At 70.5% G+C, this 20832-nt stretch carries 24 protein-coding genes; 13 read left to right on the forward strand and 11 right to left on the reverse strand.

The window, feature by feature from the left end; all coding sequences use genetic code 11:
* The first annotated feature begins 47 nt into the window (after positions 1–47).
* On the forward strand, positions 48–392 hold the full coding sequence (locus tag JYK18_RS18645; protein WP_206803245.1) for a helix-turn-helix domain-containing protein: 345 nt from the start codon (positions 48–50) through the stop codon (positions 390–392).
* Here the strand turns inward: JYK18_RS18645 and JYK18_RS18650 are convergent.
* From JYK18_RS18650 to JYK18_RS18675, 6 genes are all read right to left on the reverse strand, one after another.
* On the reverse strand, positions 379–603 hold the full coding sequence (locus tag JYK18_RS18650) for a helix-turn-helix transcriptional regulator (protein WP_206803246.1): 225 nt from the start codon (positions 601–603) through the stop codon (positions 379–381). The genes JYK18_RS18645 and JYK18_RS18650 overlap by 14 nt on opposite strands.
* On the reverse strand, positions 603–1247 hold the full coding sequence (locus tag JYK18_RS18655; protein ID WP_206803247.1) for a hypothetical protein: 645 nt from the start codon (positions 1245–1247) through the stop codon (positions 603–605). The genes JYK18_RS18650 and JYK18_RS18655 overlap by 1 nt, the downstream gene beginning before the upstream one ends.
* 63 nt (positions 1248–1310) lie before the next feature.
* Positions 1311–2729, reverse strand: a complete 1419-nt coding sequence (locus tag JYK18_RS18660) for an FGGY-family carbohydrate kinase (protein WP_374195033.1) — start codon at positions 2727–2729, stop codon at positions 1311–1313.
* Positions 2726–4066: an MFS transporter gene (locus JYK18_RS18665; RefSeq protein ID WP_206803248.1), complete on the reverse strand. Its 1341-nt coding sequence runs from the start codon at positions 4064–4066 to the stop codon at positions 2726–2728. The genes JYK18_RS18660 and JYK18_RS18665 overlap by 4 nt, the downstream gene beginning before the upstream one ends.
* Before the next feature lie 90 nt (positions 4067–4156).
* Complete coding sequence (locus JYK18_RS18670; RefSeq protein WP_206803249.1) at positions 4157–4945, reverse strand: DeoR/GlpR family DNA-binding transcription regulator; 789 nt, start codon at positions 4943–4945, stop codon at positions 4157–4159.
* On the reverse strand, positions 4942–5571 hold the full coding sequence (locus tag JYK18_RS18675; RefSeq protein ID WP_206803250.1) for a histidine phosphatase family protein: 630 nt from the start codon (positions 5569–5571) through the stop codon (positions 4942–4944). The genes JYK18_RS18670 and JYK18_RS18675 overlap by 4 nt, the downstream gene beginning before the upstream one ends.
* 77 nt (positions 5572–5648) lie before the next feature.
* Here JYK18_RS18675 and JYK18_RS18680 point away from each other — a divergent pair, with 77 nt between their 5' ends.
* The 6 genes from JYK18_RS18680 to JYK18_RS18705 are packed head-to-tail and all read left to right on the forward strand — an operon-like array spanning position 5649 to position 11655.
* Positions 5649–6332 (forward strand): HAD family phosphatase, encoded by a 684-nt coding sequence (locus JYK18_RS18680; protein WP_206803251.1) that lies wholly within the window; start codon positions 5649–5651, stop codon positions 6330–6332.
* Positions 6329–8020 (forward strand): dihydroxyacetone kinase family protein, encoded by a 1692-nt coding sequence (locus tag JYK18_RS18685; RefSeq protein ID WP_206803252.1) that lies wholly within the window; start codon positions 6329–6331, stop codon positions 8018–8020. The genes JYK18_RS18680 and JYK18_RS18685 overlap by 4 nt, the downstream gene beginning before the upstream one ends.
* Entirely contained in the window at positions 8017–8478 is a 462-nt protein-coding gene (locus JYK18_RS18690) for a ribose-5-phosphate isomerase (protein ID WP_153035484.1), read from the forward strand. Before JYK18_RS18685 ends, JYK18_RS18690 begins: the two co-directional genes overlap by 4 nt.
* Before the next feature lie 31 nt (positions 8479–8509).
* On the forward strand, positions 8510–9541 hold the full coding sequence (locus JYK18_RS18695) for a 2-hydroxyacid dehydrogenase (RefSeq protein ID WP_206803253.1): 1032 nt from the start codon (positions 8510–8512) through the stop codon (positions 9539–9541).
* A gap of 5 nt (positions 9542–9546) precedes the next feature.
* Positions 9547–11004, forward strand: a complete 1458-nt coding sequence (locus JYK18_RS18700) for an FGGY-family carbohydrate kinase (protein WP_206803254.1) — start codon at positions 9547–9549, stop codon at positions 11002–11004.
* On the forward strand, positions 11005–11655 hold the full coding sequence (locus JYK18_RS18705; protein WP_206803255.1) for a class II aldolase/adducin family protein: 651 nt from the start codon (positions 11005–11007) through the stop codon (positions 11653–11655).
* A 16-nt stretch (positions 11656–11671) separates the two neighbouring features.
* Here the strand turns inward: JYK18_RS18705 and JYK18_RS18710 are convergent, their stop codons facing one another.
* Positions 11672–12403, reverse strand: a complete 732-nt coding sequence (locus tag JYK18_RS18710; protein WP_206803256.1) for an SDR family NAD(P)-dependent oxidoreductase — start codon at positions 12401–12403, stop codon at positions 11672–11674.
* Between the two features lie 92 nt (positions 12404–12495).
* Between JYK18_RS18710 and JYK18_RS18715 the strand changes: the two genes are divergently transcribed.
* The gene (locus tag JYK18_RS18715) at positions 12496–12858 is read left to right on the forward strand and encodes a helix-turn-helix transcriptional regulator (protein WP_242579247.1); all 363 of its coding nucleotides are present in this window, start codon (positions 12496–12498) and stop codon (positions 12856–12858) included.
* 240 nt (positions 12859–13098) lie between these two features.
* On the opposite strand, the gene JYK18_RS18720 is transcribed toward JYK18_RS18715, so the two are convergent.
* Complete coding sequence (locus JYK18_RS18720) at positions 13099–14067, reverse strand: helix-turn-helix domain-containing protein (RefSeq protein WP_206803258.1); 969 nt, start codon at positions 14065–14067, stop codon at positions 13099–13101.
* A 52-nt stretch (positions 14068–14119) separates the two neighbouring features.
* Here JYK18_RS18720 and JYK18_RS18725 point away from each other — a divergent pair, with 52 nt between their 5' ends.
* Positions 14120–14509: a cupin domain-containing protein gene (locus tag JYK18_RS18725; protein ID WP_206803259.1), complete on the forward strand. Its 390-nt coding sequence runs from the start codon at positions 14120–14122 to the stop codon at positions 14507–14509.
* Here the strand turns inward: JYK18_RS18725 and JYK18_RS18730 are convergent.
* Positions 14506–15474 (reverse strand): TDT family transporter, encoded by a 969-nt coding sequence (locus JYK18_RS18730; RefSeq protein ID WP_242579249.1) that lies wholly within the window; start codon positions 15472–15474, stop codon positions 14506–14508. The two genes, JYK18_RS18725 and JYK18_RS18730, sit on opposite strands and share 4 nt — an antisense overlap.
* Positions 15475–15700: 226 nt before the next feature.
* On the opposite strand from JYK18_RS18730, the gene JYK18_RS18735 reads away from it, so the two are divergent.
* Positions 15701–16612 carry a LysR family transcriptional regulator gene (locus JYK18_RS18735; protein WP_206803261.1) on the forward strand — a complete coding sequence of 304 codons (912 nt, stop codon included), beginning with the start codon at positions 15701–15703 and terminating at the stop codon, positions 16610–16612.
* Here JYK18_RS18735 and JYK18_RS18740 read toward each other — a convergent pair.
* Positions 16536–17003 (reverse strand): ABA4-like family protein, encoded by a 468-nt coding sequence (locus JYK18_RS18740; protein WP_242579250.1) that lies wholly within the window; start codon positions 17001–17003, stop codon positions 16536–16538. The genes JYK18_RS18735 and JYK18_RS18740 overlap by 77 nt on opposite strands.
* Complete coding sequence (locus tag JYK18_RS18745; protein ID WP_242579251.1) at positions 17000–17947, reverse strand: hypothetical protein; 948 nt, start codon at positions 17945–17947, stop codon at positions 17000–17002. Before JYK18_RS18745 ends, JYK18_RS18740 begins: the two co-directional genes overlap by 4 nt.
* Positions 17948–18070: 123 nt before the next feature.
* Here JYK18_RS18745 and JYK18_RS18750 point away from each other — a divergent pair, with 123 nt between their 5' ends.
* The 3 genes from JYK18_RS18750 to JYK18_RS18760 are packed head-to-tail and all read left to right on the forward strand — an operon-like array spanning position 18071 to position 20810.
* Positions 18071–18700: a MerR family transcriptional regulator gene (locus JYK18_RS18750; protein WP_206803262.1), complete on the forward strand. Its 630-nt coding sequence runs from the start codon at positions 18071–18073 to the stop codon at positions 18698–18700.
* 21 nt (positions 18701–18721) lie between these two features.
* Positions 18722–19588 (forward strand): spermidine synthase, encoded by an 867-nt coding sequence (locus JYK18_RS18755; protein WP_206803263.1) that lies wholly within the window; start codon positions 18722–18724, stop codon positions 19586–19588.
* A gap of 7 nt (positions 19589–19595) precedes the next feature.
* Positions 19596–20810, forward strand: coding sequence for an MFS transporter (locus JYK18_RS18760; RefSeq protein ID WP_206803264.1), 1215 nt, complete (start codon positions 19596–19598; stop codon positions 20808–20810).
* Positions 20811–20832: the final 22 nt, after the last annotated feature.

Consider the following 20832-nt stretch of genomic DNA (forward strand, 5'->3'; position numbering starts at 1 on the left):
TTCGAGCAGCTTGGCCGAACCCCCGGCAAGTACGTACTTTGTGGTGCGTGAACGTTCGGCGCACGCGCTACCACTGTCCGGTCGAAGTCACCGTGGAGCTGATCGGCGGCAAGTGGACCGTGGTGCTGCTGGCCCACCTCAAGCAGGGCAAGCGGTTCTACGGCGAACTACGACGCCTGATGCCGGGCATCACCGAGAAGATGCTCACCCAGCGCCTGCGCCAACTCGAACGCGACGGCCTGATCGAACGCGAACCGGAGAACGGCCGCGTCGGCTACCGCCTCAGCGAGGAGGGCGCCGGTCTCGCGCCGGCGTTGCAGGCGCTCTACGACTGGGGAGAGGCCCGTGCCGAGCGTGAAGGGATCCGGATCGAGCCGGTCAGTCCCGTCTGACCGACATCAGATCGCCGGGCTGGCAATCGAGCACCTGGCACAGTTTCGACAGCGTGGAGAACCGGATCGCCTTGGCGCGTCCGTTCTTCAGCACCGAGACGTTCACCGGCGTGAGGCCGACCCGTTCGGCCAGTTCGGTGACCGTCATGCCGCGCTCGGCGAGCAGCGCGTCGAGGTGGATCTCGATGCCGTGCGGTTCCTCGGGCGGCATCAGATCGTGCCCTCCAGTTCTTCACCCATGCGGACCTCGATGCGCAGCAGTTTCGCCACGATCAGCGAAGCGACCCCGGCGAACACGCACCACCACGGGAAGTGCATCTGCAGCTCCTGCAGCCAAGCCGAGTACCGCGCGTTGAAGTCCTCGTCGATGCCCACGCTCACCTTGTGCAGCAACCGTTCCGCCAGTTCATAGGTGAAGTAGTACTGCACCGCCTCCGACGCCGGTCCCGCCACCAGGACGAACCAGCCGAAGATCCGCAACCGGCCTGGGGTGACCGGCGAGTGCAGACCCGGCCGGGCCGCGCCCCACAAGAACCAGCAGAGCAGCAACAACGCCACGAAGCTGAACAGCAGTCCGGGCACCGCGGTGGCCAGCGAAAGCATCCGTTCGGTGCCGTCCGGCCCGTTGACCGGGCACACCCTGGCGGTGGCGACCGAAACCGAAGCCCCGTCGCCCGGTATCAGCGCGCCTCCGTCGAGCCAGTAGCCGACCGGTGCGCCCTCACCGGCTTCCACGCAGGCGCGCCCCGCTGCCTGCCGCAGCTCTCCGTAGTTGACCAGCAGGAACGCGCCCACGAAGAACGTGACGGCCAACGCGACGATGCGTTTGTCAGTGGTGTTGAGCAGCTTGGCCATCGAGTCCCCCGACCCATCGTTTATCGATGCTATCGAAAGACGATAGCATCGAATATCGATAGGTCAAGCGACGTACCCCCTCTCTCGCAGCTCCGCCCGGAACCGCTGGTACGACGCGTCGAGCGCGTCCCGCTCCGCCGGATCCGGCGGAACCACCGTTTCCGGTGCCGGGATCCGTTCGCATGCTTCGGTGATGCCGCCGGACAGCAGCCCGCCCGCGGCGAGCAGCGCCGCGCCATATCCCGTCTCGGCATTCGGGGACACGGTGATGTCCAACCCGGTGACCGTCGCCCTGATTCGAGTCCACAGTGGACTCCGACTGCCGCCGCCCGCCGCGAACAACGGTCCGGCCACCGCGATGCCGAGTTCGGCGAGGTGTTCCAGCGCCAACCGTTCGACGAAGGCCACCCCTTCCAGCCGAGCGCGGTGCAGGTCGACCGCGTCAACCGGTTCACCCACCACGAAACCGCGTGCGTCCGATGTGGCGAACGGAAACCGCTCACCTTCGCGGCGCAGCGGATATGCGACCACTGTGGACGGACCGCGCCGTGCCGCGGCTTCATCCAACTCGGCCAACCCCGGTGTGCCGGAAACCGACTCACCGCCGGTGTTCGACGCTCCGCCCGGCAACCACCACCCGTCCGGGTGCCGGTGGCTGTACATCGCGCCCGACGGATCCGCGACGAGTTCCTCGGTGACGCCCTTGAGCACATACGTGGTGCCCAGAATCCCGACGAACTGTCCCGGCCGGACCGCCCCTGCCGCCAGCTGCCCAGCGCAGCCGTCGGTCATCCCGCTCACCACCGGGCAACCACGCGGCAACCCGGTGGCCGCGGCGGCTTCCGCGCTGACCACACCCAGCACGGTCGACGGCGCCACCACCTCGGGCAACCAGCTCTCCGGCACGCCCAAGCCGTCGAACACCTCGTGCGGCCACTGCCCAGCCAGTGGATCGAACCCGCTTTTCAAGGCGTGGGACCAATCCGTGGCTACCGGGGCGCCGGTCAGCCTGCCAGCGATCAGGTCGGGCGTGTGCTGAATCCCTTGTGCCTGCGAGAAGTTCTCGTGCAGCCAGGCGATCCGGCCGAGCGCCGCGGTCGGGGACACGCCCAGCCCCAGCGTTCGCCACCGCGCCTCGCCCAGCTCAGCGGCCTTGGCGTTGTGCTCGGCACCACGCCGGTCGTCGTACATCAGCGCCGGTCCGGCCGGCGCTCCCGCCCTGTCCACCGCGACGATCGTGCCCGAGGTCGCCGCAATGGCCACCGCGTCGACGGGCGTGCGCACCTGGCTGGTCACCGCGCGCAGCACCTGCTCGGCGGCGGGCCACCAGCTCGCCGCGTCCTGCTCGCTGCGCCCTGGCTGGTCCCGCCTGGGTTCGGGCAGCCGAACCGAAGCCGAGCCGAGCACGCTCCCGTCCGCGGCGACCGCGAGGGCACGAACCCCCGCCGTCGCCACGTCCAGGCCGATCGTCACTGCGCTCACGCGGTGCTGACCTTCCCTCCCACGTCCTGCAGGCTCGCGTCCTGCTCGATCGCTCGTTCCGTCTCCTCCGGCAGTTTCAGGAAGCGCACGAGTACCGCGGCCACCACGTACAGCGCAGCGAAGATGATCACCACGCCGGCCGCCCCCACCGGACCGAGGAACAGGCTCACGATCGCCGGGCCGACAAAGGCCGCCGCGCCCGCGCCGAAGTTCAGCAGTGCCATCGCGCCGCCCTTGTTCTCCGGGGACAGCGAAGGCAGCAGCGCCGAGATCGGCACGAACCCGGCCAGTGTGGCGCCGTAGAGCGCACCCACCAGCAACGCCACCCAGTAGTAGTCCGCGCCCAGCGCGAGCGGCACGAAGTAGAGCAACAGGATGGAGATCGCACAGCCGATCGCGCCGAACCAGAAGATCGTGGTCCGCCAGCCGATCTTGTCGCTGAGCACACCGAAGATCAGGTTGAAGAAGATGTTCGTGCCGTAGATGACCGAGACCAGCAGCAGCCACCGGCTCTCGCCGAAGCCGATCTGGCTGATGAAGATGGTCGGGAAGAACACCAGCATGCCGAACTCCGGCGCGGTGTTGATCACGCGGACGATCATGCCGATGCCGATCCGCGGTTTGCGCCAGGCGATGGACAGGCTGGACACCATGCTCTGCACCGGCTTCACCTCGGGCGGAGCGAGTCGTTGATAACCGGTGCGCTCACGCACCCCGAGCAGGCAGACCAGCCCGCCGAGCCCGAGGATCGCCACCGACAGCCACAGCGTGCCGGTCTGCCCCATGATCGGGTTGGTGAAGCTGGCCACCAGCGAGCCGAGCGTGGGCAGGCCGCCGGTGAAGGCGAAGTAGAACCAGCCGACCGCCGCGCCGAGCCGCGCCACCGGGGCCACCGCGGTGATCCACACCAGGAAACCGAAGGCGAACATCGGATAGCCGAACCCGCGCAGCCCGTAGAAGATCAGCATCAGCGGGTAGTTCTCGCCGGAGACCGCGACGGCCAGGAACAACGCGTCGAACACCAGCCAGATCGCCAGGCCGGCGAGCATCACCCGGCGCGGGCCCCATAGCTCGGACAGCGCACCCGACAGCCAGGACGCCAGCATCACCGCGACGCCGTACACGGTGATCACGTAGGACGCCCTGATCTCCGTGCCCGCCCCGTTCTCGGCCATGTACGGCGCGATGAACCCGGCCTCGACCCCGTCGCCGATCATGAACAGCAGCAGGCCGACGTAACCGAGGAACAGCGGGGCGGGCAGCCCCCACTTGGTCAGCAGCCGGTGGAACGAGCCCGGTTCGTCCGGGGACAACCGCGTTGTTGCCGTCGATGTCATGAACGCCTCCATGATGTGTTACCGGCATATCATGGAGCCTGTTAAGTTAACACGCAAGATGTTAGGCGGAACTTTCTTCGTTCGCCCAGCTCAGCCCTCGGACCAGGCGGCCCGTTCGGCGGCGGTGTGGCCGCTGACCTCCGCGAGCACCTCGACCGGGGTCGCCGGACCCAGCACGACCAGGTCGAACTCGCGCACCGGGGCCAGCCGGTGCAGCGCCGTCTTCGGCATCTTGGTGCTGTCCATCAGCAGCACCTTCTTCCTAGCGCTGGCCAGCATCGCGCGCTTGACCATGACGATCTCCGGCTCCTGGTGGTAGGTCAGCTCGGTGGTCATCGCCGAGGTGGACACGATCGCCATGTCCACGGTGAGCCGTTCGATCGCCTCCAGGCAGGCCATGCCGAGGAACGAGTCGTGCGTGCTGGAGTAGTCGCCGCCGATGCCGATCAGGCGCACGTCGTCGACCTTCTTCAGCTCGTCGATGGCACGCAGGTAGTTGGTCGCCACGGTCAGCGGGGTGACCTCCGAAAGCAGTCCGATCAGCGCGAGCGCCGAGGTCGAGTCGTCCAGCAGCAGCGACATCCCCGGTTCGAGGTGGCTGGCCAGGTGCGCGGCCATCGAGGACTTCTCCCCGGTGTTCGCGTTGAGCCGGTACTCCGCGTTGCTTTCGAACACCGAGGACGGCAGCGCCGACACCCCGCCGCGGTACTTGCGCAGCAGTCCGCGCCTGGCCAGTTCGTCGACGTCGCGGTGCACGGTCATGTGGCTGACCCCGGTCAGCTCCACCAGGTCGGCCTGGGTCGCCGAACCGTGCTCCAGTACGTAGTCCGCGATCATGGCCTGCCGCGCGCTGCGCGAACGCGGGTGGTCGTTGCTCATTGTTCGATTATCACGTGCGGTGGGATGGAGTTGAGGCTCAGCAGGCCGGTCCGCGTGCCGTCGATGTCGACCTCCGACGGCGAGGCGTTGGCGAGCAGCGGCAACACCGTGCGGTAGGTGTGCAGCGGGATGCCCAGCAGTTCGCACAGGGCCAGGCGCAGCAGCGTGTTGTGCGCGACGACCAGCACCGGACCGGTTTCCGCGGCGGCGATCTCCCGCAGCGCGGCGGCGCCCCTGGCGGCTGCTTCGGCCGGCGGTTCCGCACCGGGGAAGGCGCCGGTCACCGGGTTCGCCAGGAACCGTTCGACCACCTCGGGATCGGTTTCGGCCAGTTCGGCCCTGGTCCGGCCCTCGCCGACGCCGAAGTGGGTCTCACGCAGGTCTTCGACGATCCGCGGCCGCAGGCCCAGCGCGCGGGCGGCGGGTTCGGCGGTGCGTCGCGCCCTGTCCTGGGGTGAGCAGTACAGCGCGACCGGCGGGTCCTGGCGGGCGGTGACGACCGTGGCCAGCCGTTCCGCCTGCGCGAGCCCCTCCTCGGTGAGATCGACCTCGCTCGAACCGGCGTAGCGGTTCTCGGCGTGCCAGACGGTCTGGCCGTGCCGGGTCAGCAGCAGGCGGGTGCCCATGGCTCCTCCGAACTCGTTGATGACATATCTCAATCCGGATGTTAAGTTAACATCGACGATGTGAAAGGGGATCCCGCATGGCGCTCGCCGCGGTCGTGTTCGACCTGGACGGAGTCCTGGTCGAGAGTGAACACCTCTGGGAGGAGAACTGGGTGGCCTACGCCGCCCGGCAGGGGGTCGAGTGGACTGCCGAGGACACCTCGACGGTGCAGGGCATGAGCGCGCCCGAATGGGCGGCCTACCTGGCCGAGCGCAGTGGCACCGCCGAATCGGTCGAGCAGGTGGAACAGGCAGTGGTGGACGGCATGATCGCCGCGATCGAGGGCGGGGAGGCACCGCTCTTGCCGGGTGCGGGCGAGATGGTCCGCGAGGTGAGCGCGAGGGTGCCGGTGGCGCTGGCTTCCTCGGCCGCGCGCCGGGTGATCGACGCGGTGCTGGACACGCACGGCCTCACCGGTGAGTTCACCGCCACGGTCAGCAGCGCGGAGGTGCCCAAGGGCAAGCCCAGCCCGGACGTCTATCTCGAGGCGGCTGCCCGCCTCGGCCGGTCCGGCTCGGAATGCCTGGGCGTGGAGGATTCCAGCAACGGCATCCGCGCGGCCGCCGCGGCCGGGTTGACCGTGATCGCGCTGCCGAACCCGACCTATCCGCCGAAGCCGGACGCGCTGGAGCTGGCCAGCGCGGTGGCTGAGGACAACCACGACGTGCGGCGCAAGCTGCTCGCCTACCTCTCCGGTGAGCTGGTGGGGGAGCGGTCATGACCACGCTGGGCACGGCGAGCACCTTCAAGCGCGACTGGGTGGACGGTTTTGTCACCGCCTACGGCCGGACCGTGCGCAAGGTGCCCGGTGCCTACGGAGTGGTTGGCAGGCAGGTGCCGCGGCCGGGCAAGGTGGCCGTGGTCATCGGCGGTGGCTGCGGGCACTACCCGGCCTTCGCCGGGCTGGTCGGTCCCGGCCTCGCCGACGGCGCGGTGATCGGTGACGTGTTCACCAGCCCCAGCGCCGAGCAGGTGTACCGCACCGCGCGGGCGGCCGACGGTGGCGCCGGTGTGCTCTTCGGTTACGGCAACTACCAGGGCGATGTGCTGCACTTCGGGCTCGCCGCGCGGCGGCTGGCGGCGGAGGGCATCGACAGTCGCACCATCCTGGTCACCGACGATATCGCCAGTGGCTCGGCCGACGACGTGGACCGCAGGCGGGGGGTGGCGGGCGACTTCCTGGTGTTCAAGATCGCTGGAGCGGCCGCCGAACGCGGGGACGACCTGGCCGGGGTGCACGCGGCGGCGGTGAAGGCGAACGCCGCCACGCGGACCTTCGGCGTGGCCTTTGGTGGCTGCACGCTGCCTGGTGCCGCCGAGCCGCTGTTCACCGTGGACGAGCAGAAAATGGAGCTGGGCCTCGGCATCCACGGTGAGCCGGGGGTGCGCACGGTGGGCAGGCTGAGCGCGCGGGACCTGGCCGACGAGCTGGTTTCCGGGCTGCTGCCGGAGCTGCCGTCGGGCAAGCGGGTGGTCGCTCTGCTCAACGGGCTGGGCCGTACCAAGTACGAGGAGATGTTCGTCGCCTACACCCGGGTGCACGAGCGGCTCGCCGAAGCCGGGCTCGAGGTGGTGGACACTCAGGTGGGCGAGTTCGTCACCTCGCTGGATATGGCCGGGGTCTCGCTATCGCTGATGGTGCTCGACGAGGAACTGGCCGAGCTGTACGCCGCGCCGTGCGACACACCGGGTTACCGGAGCACGGGTGCCGAACTGGCCACGGTGCCTCTGGAGTCCACAGTGGACGCCACGTTGGCGCGGCCGGAGGGCGCCGCGGGCGATCGGTTGGTCGACCGCGTGCTCACCGCCGCGCTCGACGCGATCGAGGGAGCGGAGGACGAACTCGGTCGGCTCGACGCGGTCGCCGCGGACGGGGATCACGGGCTGGGCATGACCCGGGGCATGCGGGCAGCGGTGGCCGCCGCGCGTTCGCCAGAAGCCGGGGAAACCGTGTCCGGGGGCCTGCTTGTGGCAGGCACCGCCTTCGCCGACGCGGCGGGTGGTGCTTCCGGAGCGCTCTACGGTGTGCTGCTCGCCGAAACCGGCGCCGGGCTGCGGGGCGAGGTCACCGGCGAGACTCTCGCGGATGCGGTGGACAACGCGGTGCGTGCGTTCGTCGAACTGGGCAAGGCCGAGCCTGGCGACAAGACCATGCTGGACGCGATCCTGCCGTTCGCCGAGACGCTCCGGGCGCGAGCCGGGGATGGCGCGGTGACGGCGTGGGCCGCCGCCGCCGAGCGGGCCACCGAAGCCGCGCGGGCGACCGCGGACCTGGTGCCCGCCAAGGGCAGGGCGGCCCGGCTCGCCGAGCGCAGCAAGGGGCACGCGGATCCGGGCGCGACCTCGTTCGCGCTGCTCGTGACGGCCGTCGGCGAGGCGCTGTCGGCCGGGAAGGTGGTAGGAGTATGAGGATCGTGGTCGCCGCCGACAACGCGGGCGCGGAGCTGAAGAACCAGCTGCGTGATCTGTTGCGGGCCGACGGGCGGGTGGCCGAGGTGACCGACCTCGGTGTGCCGGACGCCGCCGACGAGCGGCCGTACCCGGAACTCGGACTGGCCGCCGCCGAGGTGGTGGCCCGGGGTGAGGCCGATCGCGGGGTGCTGGTGTGCGGGACCGGGATCGGCGTGGCTATTTCCGCGAACAAGGTGCCGGGGGTGCGGGCCACCGTGGTGCACGACTCCTACTCCGCCGAGCGCTCGGTGAAGTCGAACGACTGCCAGATCATCACCTTCGGCGCCCGGGTGATCGGGCCGGAGCTGGCGAAGAAGATCGTCGGTGAGTGGCTGGACTACCGCTTCGACCCGGAGTCGGCCAGCGCCGGCAAGGTCGCCCGCATCACCGCTTATGAGCAGGCCCATTCGTCCTGACGGACAATCCCGGTTCAAGGAGGAACCACAAGTGCGCATTCTCGCCGCAGGAGACGAGTTCGTCGGCACCGATCTGCTCAAGCACGCGGTGCGCGCCGAGCTGGGCACCGAGCCCGCGTTCAGCGAGCTGTCGCTGCCCTGGCCGGTGGTGCCGTTCGGCCCGGTGGGCGGGGTGAACGAAGCCAGTGGCACCGAGGAGCAGGTGATCGAGGCGCTGGCCGGTGCCGAGGTCGCGGTCACCCAGATGGCGCCGTTCACCAAGGCGGTGTTCGCCGCCGCGCCGGAGTTGAAGCTGGTGTCGGTGAGCCGGGGCGGTCCGGTGAACGTGGACTTGGCCGCGGCCACCGAAGCCGGGGTCGCGGTCACCTACGCGCCCGGCCGCAACGCCGGTGCCGCCGCGGAATTCGCCGTCGGCATGATCCTGGCGGCGATGCGCCGGCTGGCCACCTCCTCGGCCGAACTGCTGGCGGGGAACTGGCGCGGGGACTACTACGCCTACGACAGGACCGGGATCGAGCTGGACGGCAGCACGGTCGGGCTGGTCGGGTACGGCGCGATCGGCTCACGGGTGACCAAGGTGCTGGTGGCCTTCGGGGCCCGGGTGCTGGTGTCCGACCCGTATGCCGATCCGGCGGCGATCAAGGCCGACGGTGCGGTACCCACCGACCTGGACGAACTGCTGCGGGCCAGCCAGGTGGTCAGCCTGCATGCCCGGCTCACCGAAGAGACACACCACCTGATCGACGCGGAGAAGCTGGCTCTGCTGCCGCACGGCGCGGTGCTGATCAACACCGCGCGTGGCGGCCTGCTGGACTACGCGCCGCTGCCGGAGTTGCTGCGCTCCGGGAAGCTGGGCGCACTGGGGCTGGACGTGTACGACGTGGAGCCGCCACCCGCGGACTGGGCGTTGCGAGACGCGCCGAACGTTATCGCCACCCCGCACCTGGCTGGAGCGAGCAGGCAGACCGCTGAGCGCGCGGCCCAGATCGTGGCGGCCGAGGTCGGCCGGTACGTGCGTGGTGAAAGCCTGGCGCACGTGGCCAACCCCGAAGTGCTTGGTTGAAGCCAATGACCGGGCGCATCATCGGAGTGGACATCGGCACCTCGCTGACCAAGGCGGTGGTGTTCGACGACGCTGGCGTGTCCATTGTGGACGCGTGTACCCCGTCGGAGGTCCGACACCTGCCCGGCGGGCGGGTGGAGCAGGACCTGGAGCAGGTGATCGGCACCGTGGCCACGGTGGTCCGCGAGGTAGTGGGCCGGTTGGACGAGCCGGTCGAGGCGTTGGCGCTGACCGGCCAGGGCGACGGGCTGTGGCTGCGTGACGCCGACGGCCGGCCGGTGCGGCCCGCGCTGTCCTGGCTGGACGGGCGGGCGAACTCGCTGGTCGCCAAGTGGCAGGCCGAAGGAGTGGCGAGGGAGATCTACCGCCGCACCGGTTCCGGGGTGTTCCCCGGGTGCCACGCGCCATTGCTGTCCTATTTGGACAAGCATGAGCCGGAGTCGCTGGACCGGGCCGCGGTGGCCGGGTACTGCGTGGATGCCGTGGTGCAGCGGCTGACCGGGGAGATTACCGTCGACGTCTCCGATGCGTCGCTGCCCTTTCTCGACCCGATGACCAGGCGCTATGACGAAGGCGCCATCGAAGCCTGCGGCCTCGGGCACCGGCGTGGCCTGCTGGTTGAGCCCGCGCCGGGCCCGTCGGTGTTCCGGCTGAACCAGGCGGGCGCGGAACTGCTCGGGCTGCCGGTCGGGCTGCCGGTCACCGCCGGGCCGTTCGACCTGCCGGCCAGTGCCATCGGCGCCGGGGTGCGCGAACCGGGCGACGGCATCCTGACCGCGGGCACCACGCTGGCCTGCCAGGTGCTCACCAGGGACGTCACCTGGGATCGCGAAGGCGAGCCGGCCGGCATGTTCCTGGCCACGCCCGCCGAACACGACTACCTGCGGGCGATGCCCGCGATGGTCGGCACCGCGGGCATCGACTGGATCTGCGGGCTGCTGGGGATCGGCGTCGAGCAGATCGGCGGGCTGCTCGCGGAGAGCACCCCGGGCGCCGGACGGGTGCGGGCCCTGCCGTTCCTGTCCGCGTCCGGGGAGCGCGCTCCGTTTGTCGACTCCTCGGCGCGGGCGCAGTTCGCCGGGCTGAGCCTGGAGAGCACCCGCGCCGATCTCGTGCGGGCGCTGTGCGAGTCGATCGCTTACGCGGCAAGGCATTGCTTCGAGTCCGCCGGGTTGTCCGGCACGTTGTACGCCTGCGGTGGCGGGGTGCGCTCGGCCGAATGGACGCAGATCTTCGCCGACGTGCTGGGGCGGCCGATCGTCATTCCGAGCGATCCCGGGGTGGGCGCGCGGGGTGCGGTGCTCACCGCGGCGGAATCGCTCGGGCGGCCCTTCGATGTGGAACTCTGGGCGTCGAACTCGCGCACCGTGCGGGTGCGTCCGGAAAACGCCGACGTCTACCAGCAGGGGTACGGGGAGTACCTGGAGTCGCTGGGGTCGGCCCGAGCTTTGTGGAGGCTGTAGATGCTGCTCGCCGAGGAGCGCGCGCAGGTCTGCGAGTACGCGCGGCGGATGACCGCGGATGGGCTCGTGGTGGGTACCTCGGGGAACATCTCGGTGCGGGTGGGTGAGCACGTGGCCGTCACACCGACCGGTGTCGCCTACGAGGCCCTGCAACCGGCGGACGTGCCGGTGGTCGCGCTCGACGGTTCGCCGGTCGAGGGCGACCTGCTGCCGACCAGCGAACTGCCGATGCACCTGAGCATCTACCAGCGAGCCGAAGATCCCGACGGGGCGCCGATCACCGCGGTCGTGCACACCCATTCCTCGCATGCGACCGCGGTGTCGACCCTGGTGGCCGAGGTGCCGCCGATCCACTACATGCTGGCCTCGATCGGTCCGACCGCGCGTGTGGCCGACTACGCCACCTACGGCACCGAGGCGCTCGCGGAGTCCATGCTCACCGCCCTCGCCGGTCGGCGTGGCTGCCTGCTGGCCAACCACGGCACCACCACCTACGGCGACGGCCTCTCCGCCGCGTACCACCGGGCGCAGCAACTGGAGTGGTGCTGCCAAGTTTGGTTGCTCGCCCGTTCCGCCGGTGCGCCCGCCGTCCTCCCCACCTACGAAGTCGCTCGAGTCGTGGACAAACTCCGAACCTACGGCCAACGCTGACGGCGCTTCGCGCTCGCTAGACGGCGATGGCGCCGCCGTCGGCGGTGATGGTGGTACCGGTGAGGTAGCTCGACCTCGGCGACGCGAGGAACAGGATGACCTCGGCGATCTCCACGGGGGCCGCGGTGCGGCCCAGTTGGGTCATGGTGCCGAGCTTCTCCACCAGGTCGCCGTCTTGGGCGAGGACCTTCTCGGTGTGCACCGGGCCCGGCGAGACGTTGTTCACGCGGACCCCGGAGCCGCTGAATTCGGCGGCCCAGGTGCGGGTCAGTGACTCGAGCGCCGCCTTGCTCGCGCCGTAGACCGACGAGTCGGGCATGCCGACGGCCGCCGCGATCGTGGTGACGTTGATGATGCTGCCCGAGCCCTTGGCGACCATCTTCGGTACCAGCGCGGCGGTCAGAAAGTAGGGCGCCCGCACGTTCACGTCGAACATGGCGTCGAAGTCCGGGACGTCCTGCTCGACCGTCGGCGCGAACGGGAAGATGGCCGCGTTGTTGACGAGCACGTCCACTTCGCCGACCTCGGCGGCCAGTCGACGCACCGCATCAACATCGGCCATATCGGCGGCGATGAAACTCGCCCGGCCACCGGCGGCTTCGATGTCGGCGACGGTCTTCGCGCCGCCCGAGGGATTGCGGCCGGTGACAAGCACGGTGGCCCCTTCACGGGCGAGGAGCTTGGCCGTTTCCCGGCCGATTCCGCTGGTGGCACCGGTGACAAGCGCGCGCTGGTCCTGGAGTTCCATGCCCATCCTTTGTTCGACGTTCGTCAATTGTCGAACAAGCTAGCATCCCTCGTTCGATGTTCGCCAATCTTCGAACGAGTATTCTTGGCCTCATGCGACGGCAAGAACATCCCGGGGTCGACGAGCTGAAGCTCACCGAGGTGATGGCCGCGCTCGGCGATCCGCTCCGCGTGGGTCTGGTCCGGCTGCTGTCGGATGGGGTGGAGCGCAACTTCGGCGAGCTGCGCGCGCCGGTCGCCAAGTCGACGCTCAGCCACCACCTCAAGGTGCTCCGCGCGGCGGGCATCACCTGCAGCCGTGAGGAAGGCACCCGCTGCTACGTGCGGCTCCGGCGGGATGATCTCGAATCGCGCTTTCCGCAACTCCTCGACGCCGTACTGACCGCGGCGGCGGATGAAGGCGTCGGTGAGCACGTCGGCCTGCGCGCCGCCCCGGCGACCGACGGCGGTGCTTGAGGCGGTCGCGGTGGTGAGCCACGGGCGGTCGCGCCCGAACCAAGCCGCCGGGGCAGGCGCTTGAGGCGGTCGCGCCGGTAAGTCACGGGCGGTTGCGCCGGTGAGTCGCGGGCGGTTGCGCCCGAACCAAGGCGCCGGGGTGTCCGAAACGGGCCGTCAAGGTGGCGGGGCGTGCCTCGATCGAGCTGTCGGAATGGTCGCGCGAGGCGATCAAGCGGGTGGTCGAAGGGCGTGCCCGGATCAAGCCGTCAGGGTGGTGAAGCGGCGGCGGTAGGCCGTCGGGGTCAGGCCGGTTCGGCGGCGGATTTGGGTCCGCAGGTTCGACGCCGTGCCCAGGCCGCTGGCCCGCGCGACCAGCTCCAGCCGTTGCTCCCCGCGTTCGATGAGGCGGCAGGCTAGCGAGACCCGCTCAGCGGTCAGCCAGGCGAGCGGGGTGGTGCCGAGTTCCGCGCGGAACCACCGGTGCAGCGTCGCCGGGCTGACGGCGGCGTAGGCCGCCAGGTCGCCGATGGTCAGCGGCTGGTCGAGGCGTTCCTGCGCCCACGCGAGCACTGGGGCCAGTGACGCATCGGGGACCTCCGGCACCGGGCGTTCGATGAACTGCTGCTGCCCGCCGTCTCGGTGGGCGGCGAAGACCAGGCGTCGGCTGACCGCGTTCGCGACCTCGGCACCGTGGTCCTGGCGGATCACGTACAGCCCGAGGTCCAGCGCCGCCGCGCTTCCGGCGGCTGTGAGCACGGTGCCGTCGTGCACAAAAAGCACGTCCGGCGCCAGTTCCACCTCGGGGAAGCGCGAGGTGAACAGCGATGCCCAGCGCCAGTGCGTGACCGCGCGCCGTCCGTCGAGGACGCCGGCCGCGGCGAGGGTGAACGTGCCGGTGCAGAAGCTCATCAGCCGGGCACCCCGCCGATGCGCGCGCCGGATCGCGTCGAGCACGCGAGGGTCGGGCGCGGACTCGGGATCTGGGCGGTTCGGCACGATCACCGTGTCCGCCTCGTCCACGGCGTCGAGGCCGCGCACTCCGGACAGCGTGAAGAACCCTGAGTGCATGCGGATCGACGGCTCGGCCGCGCACAACGCGAACTCGTACCACGGCCGGTCCAACTCGGGGCGTCGCAGCCCGAACAACTCCGTGGCCACGCCCAGTTCGAAGGGGTTGGACCCGTCGTCGACGATGGCCACGACTCGATGCGAGGATTCACGCGACATATGCGATTCCTAGCACTCACGCCCGCGCGGCGCCAGCACGCATGCTGAGCCCATGAGCAAGCAACCGATCTCCCTCGACGACGTGCTGGCGGGCTTCGACCAGGCGTGGAGCCCGCGCATCGTCGCCTTCGTCAACGACTACGACGTGCGCGTAGCCAAGTTCGCCGGTGAACACGTGTGGCACGTCCACGAGCACACCGACGAGTTCTTCCTGGTGCTCGACGGTGAAGTGCGCATCGGCCTGCGTGACGGCGAGGAACGCGAAGTCGTGCTGCCGAAGGGATCCAGCTTCGTGGTGCCGCGCGGCGTCTTCCACAAGCCATCCTCTGTGGACGGTGCTTCGGTGCTGCTGTTCGAGCCGACCGGCACCCTCTCCGTCGGAGACCAGCACGACCCGGTGCCTGAGCACGTCGACGAAACCACGGGTCACGTGGTGGCCTAACCGCGGCGGGCGAGGCGCAGGGTGCGTGGGGCGACAACCAACCACGCACCCACCAGGCCGACATAACCCAGCACGGCCACCGCCGCGAAGAGGCCGGTGTGGACTTGGGCGAACAGGGCACTCGCCCCGGTGACGACGGTGCCGACCGGGAAGGTGAAGCTCCACCACGACAAGGTGAACGGCAAGCCTCGCCGGGCCGCACGCAGGGTGAGGGAGGCGGCGATCGCCGACCAGATCAGGGCGAAACCCAGGGTGGGCACGCCGTACAACAGCCCGAAAGCGACTGCCGCCTGGGCGTACGGGGCGGGCAGCGCCTCGGCGGCGGGGACGGCCAGCAGGTTCGCGGCCGTGATCGACTGACCGAGCGGGCCCAGCACGATCCAGCTCGTCGGCACGTTGTCTGCCCGGCCGAGCACCAGCTGTTGCCAGATTTGCGGCAGCAGGCACAGCGTCGCGAACAGGCTCACGCCGAACATCGTGTAGCAGGCCAGCACCATCGCCTGCCGGTAGTCCGCGGGCAGGTGGGGTGCCAGGAGTGCGCCGCCGGAGGCGGAGACCATCGGCGGCACCACCGGCATCAGCCAACCGGCGAAGGTGTCCGACGAGCGGACGTGCTGCGTGGTCATCATCTTCACCGGCACCCAGATGGCCGTGCCCAGGCCGAACAGCGTGCCGACCGTCCACAGTGTCCAGTCGACGGCGAGCGCGGCGTCCAGGCCGATCCAGTCCTTGCCGAGCAGCAGGGTTCCGGAGCCCACGGTGCACAGGGCCATCGGCGGGGCGCCCCAGAACTGCGCCATCACCGGGTCCCCGGCGTACGACCGGCGCAATCGGACCAGTGCCACCGCGCAGACCACCACCAACAGCACCGCCGCGGCGGCCCAGACCAACGTCGCGGCCGTGCGCAGGCCGGGGAACTGCAACGGGAGGCTGGCCGCGGCGGTGGCCACGATGCCGGTGCCCATGATCGAGGCAAACCAGTTCGGCCCGAACGCGGGCGCACACGCCCCCGGCGAGGCAGCTTGGGATGGGTGAGGCGTGGGAGGGGAGGCTGCGAGCGGTGAGTGAGGTGCGGGTGGCGAGGCCAAGAGGGGCGAAGTAACAGGGTTGGTGCTGGTCACGCCCTTACCCTCCGGGTGAACGGCGCCGGTCGGTAGACCCCGAATTGCTATGGATGCATAAGCTGGGGCTATGCCTTTGTCCGCCAGGGTGAGTGATCTGACCAGCTTCGACCTGCTGCTCAGCGTGGCCGAGCTCGGCAGCATCGGCCGGGCCGCGCGGGTGCATGGGATGTCCCAGCCCGCCGCGAGTGTGCGGCTCAGGCAGTTGGAGGCCCGAGCGGGCGCACCCCTGCTGCACCGCGGCGCTCGCGGAGCGCGCCTCACCACCGAGGGCCAGCTCGTCGCCAGTTGGGCGCAGCCCGTGCTTGATGCGGCCTCCGATCTCGAGGCGGGCATCGCGGCCCTGCGGGCTGACCGCGACAGCCACGTGCGGATTGCCGCCAGTCTCACCGTTGCCGAATACCTGCTGCCGCGCTGGTTGATCGCGCTCAAGGCCGTCGACCCCGGCACTGTGGTCGCGTTGACCTCCGGCAACTCCGCCGACGTTGCGGCTCAGGTCCTCGCGGGCACCGTCGAACTCGGGTTCGTCGAGGGGCCCGACATCCCCGAGGGCTTGCAGGACAAGGAAGTGGCGCGCGACGAGCTGGTCCTCGTGGTCGCTCCCTCGCACCCGTGGGCGGCGCGGCGCCGACGACCGAGGGCCGCCGAGCTCGCGGCGACGCCGTTGGTCAGCCGCGAGCCGGGGTCCGGTACGCGCCAGGCGCTGGAGCGGGCCCTGCGAGCGCACGTCGACGCGCTCGCCGAGCCCGCGCTGGAGGTGTCGTCGACCACCGCGATCAAGGCCGCCGCGGTCGGTGGCATCGGGCCCGCCGTGCTCAGCGCGCACGCCGTCGCGCCCGAACTCGCGGCGGGCACGCTGGTCCGCCTCGTGGTACCCGACCTCGACCTCGGCCGACAGCTGCGCGCTATCTGGCCGAAGGGCCGGACGCCGCGGGGACCGGCTCGCGACCTGCTCGCGATCGCCCTGCAGCCGACCGGATGACCAGCCAGACCAGCGCGCCGATCGGCGCCAGCAGAATGGTCAGCACCAGCAACGGCGCCATCACCAGCGGGTGCACCCCCCGCTCCCGGCTCTCCAGGTACATCCACCGGCCGACGAACAGGTCGAACGCGATGATGTGCGCCCAGACCAGCGTCGCCGCGCCCGGTTCGGCCATCAGTTCCTGCAACCCCGTGAGCGACGGCGACGCCACCGCGGGCAGCACCTCGGCCAGCCGCGGCACCGCGATCCCCAGGTAGAGCAACGCGGGCGGGGCGAACACCACCGGCGACGACACGATCCGCCGCGTCCACGACCAGCCGGGCGCCAGGATCATCAGCGCCCAGAACGGCGCGGCCAGGACGAAGGTCAGGTCGAACAGGCTGGACATCATCGCTGCAACTCCAGAACGCGTTGGGGGACAAGGGCTTTGCGGGTGGCGAGCGCCGTACCGAGCACCAGCAGCGCGAACGCGCCGAGGGTGAGCGCGTCGGGCTCGGTGAGTGGCTGACCACGCAGGGCCTGCCAGGTGACCAGGGCGAGCAGGCCGGTGTACGCGCTCGCCGCCACCCAGATCAGGCGACGGCGGACGTCGCCGTCTCGCAGCACGGGCACCCGTCGCGCCGCCGCGGTCAGCGCGATCAGCAGCAACGGCAGCACCTGCAGCGCGTGCATGCCGACGAAGTGCGGGATCCGCAGGTCACCGCCCGTGGTGCTCCACCCGGTGACCGGCATGCCCGGACCGCCGTCCACCACGCCGACCGAATGCGCGCCGACGGTGTCGGTGATGCCGGTGGCCAGCTGGTTCGCCGTCGGCAGCACCATCAGCACCCCGAGCGCCAGCCCGATCCCGGACAACAGCATGCCGAGCCGGATCGCGGTGGCCGACGCGCGATCGGCGTACCTGCCGGCCAGCAGCACCGCGCCGAGCACGAAGTGCGCGACCAGCAGCACCGAGATCGTCGCCCCCATCACGTCGAACACCAGCGCGTCGAACTCGCTGCCCACGTTGAAGTGGCTGCGCGTGCCGCGGACCACCTGCCCGACGATGGCCACCATCTCGATCGTGCCCGCGACCGCGATCACCGTGCCGGTCCACCAGCCCAGCCGGGGCCACCGGCGCTGGAACGACAGCATCCAGGCCCAGGTCACCGCGTAGGCCAGGAACGAGACGCCGAACTTGAACGGCTTGAGCCAGATCGGCGCCCCGAGCAGCACCCGGTCGTCGAGCACCAGCCCGGCCGCGGCGAACACGGCCGTGCCGGCCATCGCGGCGGCGAACAACATCAGTGGCCGGTGCCACTCACGCAGCGAGCGCGCTTCCATGGTTCCTCCCATTTATGGATAGTGGCGCTGTCTACTATCGGATACCGACACTATCCACTCTGCTCGAGGGGAAGGCAAGGGGAAATGGATAGCGGAGGTGTCCGTAGGCTGAGGGGTGGAAGAACGGGAGAGTCGATGCGCGTTGCGGAACTGAGCCGGCGGAGCGGGGTGCCGGTGCCGACGATCAAGTACTACCTCCGCGAGGGACTGCTCCAGCCCGGCGAGCTGACCAGCCCGAACCAGGCGCGCTACGGCGACGAGCACGTCCGGCGGCTGAAGCTGGTGCGGGCGCTGCTCGACGTCGGCGGGTTGTCCGTGGCGGCGGTGCGCGACGTGCTGGAGACCATGGCGAACCCCGGCAAGTCGATGTTCAAGGTGCTCGGCACGGTCCAGCACAACCTCGCCGGCCACGTGCCCGCGGCCGAGGGTGAGCACCACGAGACGGCCAGCCGGATCGCGCACGAGCTGGTCGAACGGCACGGCTGGCAGATCAAGCCGAACTCCCCGCCGCTGGACTCGTTGATCGCCTCGCTCGGCACGTTGATCGAGCTGCACGGCGAGGACCTGCTGGAACTGCTCGACGCCTACGCCGACGCCTCGCAGCGCATCGCCGCGTTCGACATCGACTACACCCGGCGCGGGACCGATCGCGGCGACGCGGTGGAACGCATGGTGATCGGCACCGTGGTCGGGGATGCGATCCTGAGCGCGCTGCGCAGGCTGGCCCACGAGAACGAGGCCGCTCGCCGCTTGCACAGCGGTTAACGTTGAGTGGTGGAGGGCGCGATGGGACGGCGGAACAGGGCGGGCACCCCGGTGCCGGGGGTGTACCCGGTCCGGTTCGGCACCGCGGAACTGCTGCGCGACCTCGACCGGGCCAACGGCTGGCAGCTCAGCGTGGACGGCGTCCCGCAGTCCTATGTGGATCTTGACCGGCCGTCGCACCTGGAGTTCGAGTACGTCCGCCGGATCGGGGACGTGGTCGACTGCCTGCCGGGCCTCGCGCTGGACGTGCTGCACGTCGGCGGCGGCGCGTGCACGCTGCCGCGGTACGTCGCGGCGACCCGCCCGGGTTCGCGGCAGCTGGTCTTCGAAGCCGACGGCCCGCTGATCGAACTCGTGCGCGAGCACCTGGATCTGCGGTCCGTGCCGGGGTTGCGGGTGCGCGAGTCGGACGGCCGCGAGGGCGTGGCGAGCCGTCGCGACGATTCCGCGGACCTCGTGGTGCTGGACGCCTTCGAGCGCGCGTCCATGCCGAGCCGCTTGGCGACGCTCGAGTGCACCCGGGACATCGCGCGGGTGCTGCGGTCCTCCGGCACCTACCTGGTGAACATCTCCGACGGACCGGGGCTGCGGTTCGCCCGGCGGGTCGTCGCGACGGTGACCACCGTCTTCGACCACGCGCTGCTGCTCGCGGAACCGGCGATCCTGCGCGGCAGGCGGTTCGGGAACCTGGTGCTGGCCGCGTCGGCGGTGGAACTGCCGTTCGAGGAGGTCGCCCGCCGCTCGGCGTCGGCCGCGTTCCCGGCGCGCTGCCTGGCCGACGACGAGCTGAAGTCGTTGCGGGGCAAGGCGAAGCCACTGACCGATGCGGACGCGATGACCGGCCCGGTGCCCCCGGACGACGCTTTCGGCCTGGCCGGACGGCGGTGAACCCGCCGTGGCCCGCGCGTCCTACGCCGCGGTCTTCCGGGTGCCGTCGTTCACCGCGATGTGGTTGTCGCAGGTGGTTTCGGTGGCCGGCGACCAGCTCGCCAGGGTGGCGCTCGCGGTGCTGGTCTTCGAGCGCACGGGTTCGGCGGCGTGGACCGCGCTCGCCTGGGCGCTGACGTTCCTGGCCGACCTGATCGGCGGCCTCTTCCTCGCCGGGCTGGCGGACCGGTACCCGGCGCGCGCGGTGCTGATCGCCGCGGATCTGGTCCGGGCAGGGCTGGTCGCGGTGATGCTGGTGCCGGGACTGTCCATCTGGGCCCTGTGCGCGGCGGTGTTCGCGGTGCAACTGCTGTCCGCGCCGTTCTCCGCCGCGCGGGCCTCGCTGCTGGTGAAGTGGTTGCGGCCACTGGGTTTGCACGACCTCGGGGTGAGCGTGGTGAGCACCACGTTCCAGGTGGCGCTGCTGATCGGCTTGCCGCTCGGCGGGGGACTGGTCGCGCTGCTCGGCGTGCCCGTGGTGCTGCTGGTCGACGTGGCGACGTTCCTGGTGTCCGCCTTGGTGATCGCCGTCGGGGTGCGGGCGGACGTCCGGATGGGACCGGTCGCCGGGATGACCCCGTGGGGCCGGGCGCGGGCGGGCGCGCGGTTGATCTCGCGGCGGCCGAAGCTGCGGACGTTGCTGCTGCTGGCTTGTGTGGCGGGGTTCTACACCGCGCCGGAAGGGCTGGCGATCCCGTACGCCGAGCAGATCGGCGCGGGGGCGGCCGGGGCGGGGTGGCTGCTGGTGGCGAACCCGGCGGGGACCGTGCTGGGGAACCTCGTGCTCGCGCGCTGGGTGCCGGAGCGCTGGCGGCTGCGGTTGCTGGGTCCACTCGCGATCGTCAGCTGCCTGGTGCTGCTGCCCTCGTTCGTCGCACCGGAACTGTGGATTTCCTTGCTGCTGTGGACTTTGTGCGGGGTGGCGTCGGCGCACGACATGGTCACGCAGGCGGCGTTCGTGCGGGAGACCCCGGAGGAACTGCTCGGGCAGGCGTTCGGCCTCGCGGGTGCGGCGCTGCGGGTGGCGCAGGGACTGGGCATCGTGGCGACCGGGGCGCTGGCCGCGTTGACCGGTCCGGCCGTGGCCATCGGGCTGACCGCCGCGGTGGGGACGGTGGCCGCGGTGGTCGCGGCGGGGGCGTGGCGCCGGGCTTCGGCATCCCCGTCCGAGGCTGCTGGCTGACAGTCGCGGACGGGGGGCGGCC

The organism is Amycolatopsis sp. 195334CR (assembly GCF_017309385.1).
Lineage (GTDB): Bacteria > Actinomycetota > Actinomycetes > Mycobacteriales > Pseudonocardiaceae > Amycolatopsis.

Bases quoted from the DNA above. Each gene is read 5' to 3' on its own strand.
- JYK18_RS18675 (WP_206803250.1), bottom strand. From the start codon at position 5,571: ATGGGCACCCGCCTGCTGCTGACCCGGCACGGCCAGACCGTCTGGCAC.
- JYK18_RS18680 (WP_206803251.1), top strand. From the start codon at position 5,649: ATGGCGCTCGCCGCGGTCGTGTTCGACCTGGACGGAGTCCTGGTCGAG.
- JYK18_RS18685 (WP_206803252.1), top strand. From the start codon at position 6,329: ATGACCACGCTGGGCACGGCGAGCACCTTCAAGCGCGACTGGGTGGAC.
- JYK18_RS18730 (WP_242579249.1), bottom strand. From the start codon at position 15,474: ATGGGCACCGGCATCGTGGCCACCGCCGCGGCCAGCCTCCCGTTGCAG.
- JYK18_RS18735 (WP_206803261.1), top strand. From the start codon at position 15,701: ATGCCTTTGTCCGCCAGGGTGAGTGATCTGACCAGCTTCGACCTGCTG.
- JYK18_RS18690 (WP_153035484.1), top strand. From the start codon at position 8,017: ATGAGGATCGTGGTCGCCGCCGACAACGCGGGCGCGGAGCTGAAGAAC.
- JYK18_RS18745 (WP_242579251.1), bottom strand. From the start codon at position 17,947: ATGGGAGGAACCATGGAAGCGCGCTCGCTGCGTGAGTGGCACCGGCCA.
- JYK18_RS18715 (WP_242579247.1), top strand. From the start codon at position 12,496: ATGCGACGGCAAGAACATCCCGGGGTCGACGAGCTGAAGCTCACCGAG.
- JYK18_RS18700 (WP_206803254.1), top strand. From the start codon at position 9,547: ATGACCGGGCGCATCATCGGAGTGGACATCGGCACCTCGCTGACCAAG.
- JYK18_RS18705 (WP_206803255.1), top strand. From the start codon at position 11,005: ATGCTGCTCGCCGAGGAGCGCGCGCAGGTCTGCGAGTACGCGCGGCGG.
- JYK18_RS18725 (WP_206803259.1), top strand. From the start codon at position 14,120: ATGAGCAAGCAACCGATCTCCCTCGACGACGTGCTGGCGGGCTTCGAC.
- JYK18_RS18750 (WP_206803262.1), top strand. From the start codon at position 18,071: ATGCGCGTTGCGGAACTGAGCCGGCGGAGCGGGGTGCCGGTGCCGACG.
- JYK18_RS18650 (WP_206803246.1), bottom strand. From the start codon at position 603: ATGCCGCCCGAGGAACCGCACGGCATCGAGATCCACCTCGACGCGCTG.
- JYK18_RS18710 (WP_206803256.1), bottom strand. From the start codon at position 12,403: ATGGAACTCCAGGACCAGCGCGCGCTTGTCACCGGTGCCACCAGCGGA.
- JYK18_RS18740 (WP_242579250.1), bottom strand. From the start codon at position 17,003: ATGATGTCCAGCCTGTTCGACCTGACCTTCGTCCTGGCCGCGCCGTTC.
- JYK18_RS18655 (WP_206803247.1), bottom strand. From the start codon at position 1,247: ATGGCCAAGCTGCTCAACACCACTGACAAACGCATCGTCGCGTTGGCC.
- JYK18_RS18665 (WP_206803248.1), bottom strand. From the start codon at position 4,066: ATGACATCGACGGCAACAACGCGGTTGTCCCCGGACGAACCGGGCTCG.
- JYK18_RS18755 (WP_206803263.1), top strand. From the start codon at position 18,722: ATGGGACGGCGGAACAGGGCGGGCACCCCGGTGCCGGGGGTGTACCCG.
- JYK18_RS18670 (WP_206803249.1), bottom strand. From the start codon at position 4,945: ATGAGCAACGACCACCCGCGTTCGCGCAGCGCGCGGCAGGCCATGATC.
- JYK18_RS18720 (WP_206803258.1), bottom strand. From the start codon at position 14,067: ATGTCGCGTGAATCCTCGCATCGAGTCGTGGCCATCGTCGACGACGGG.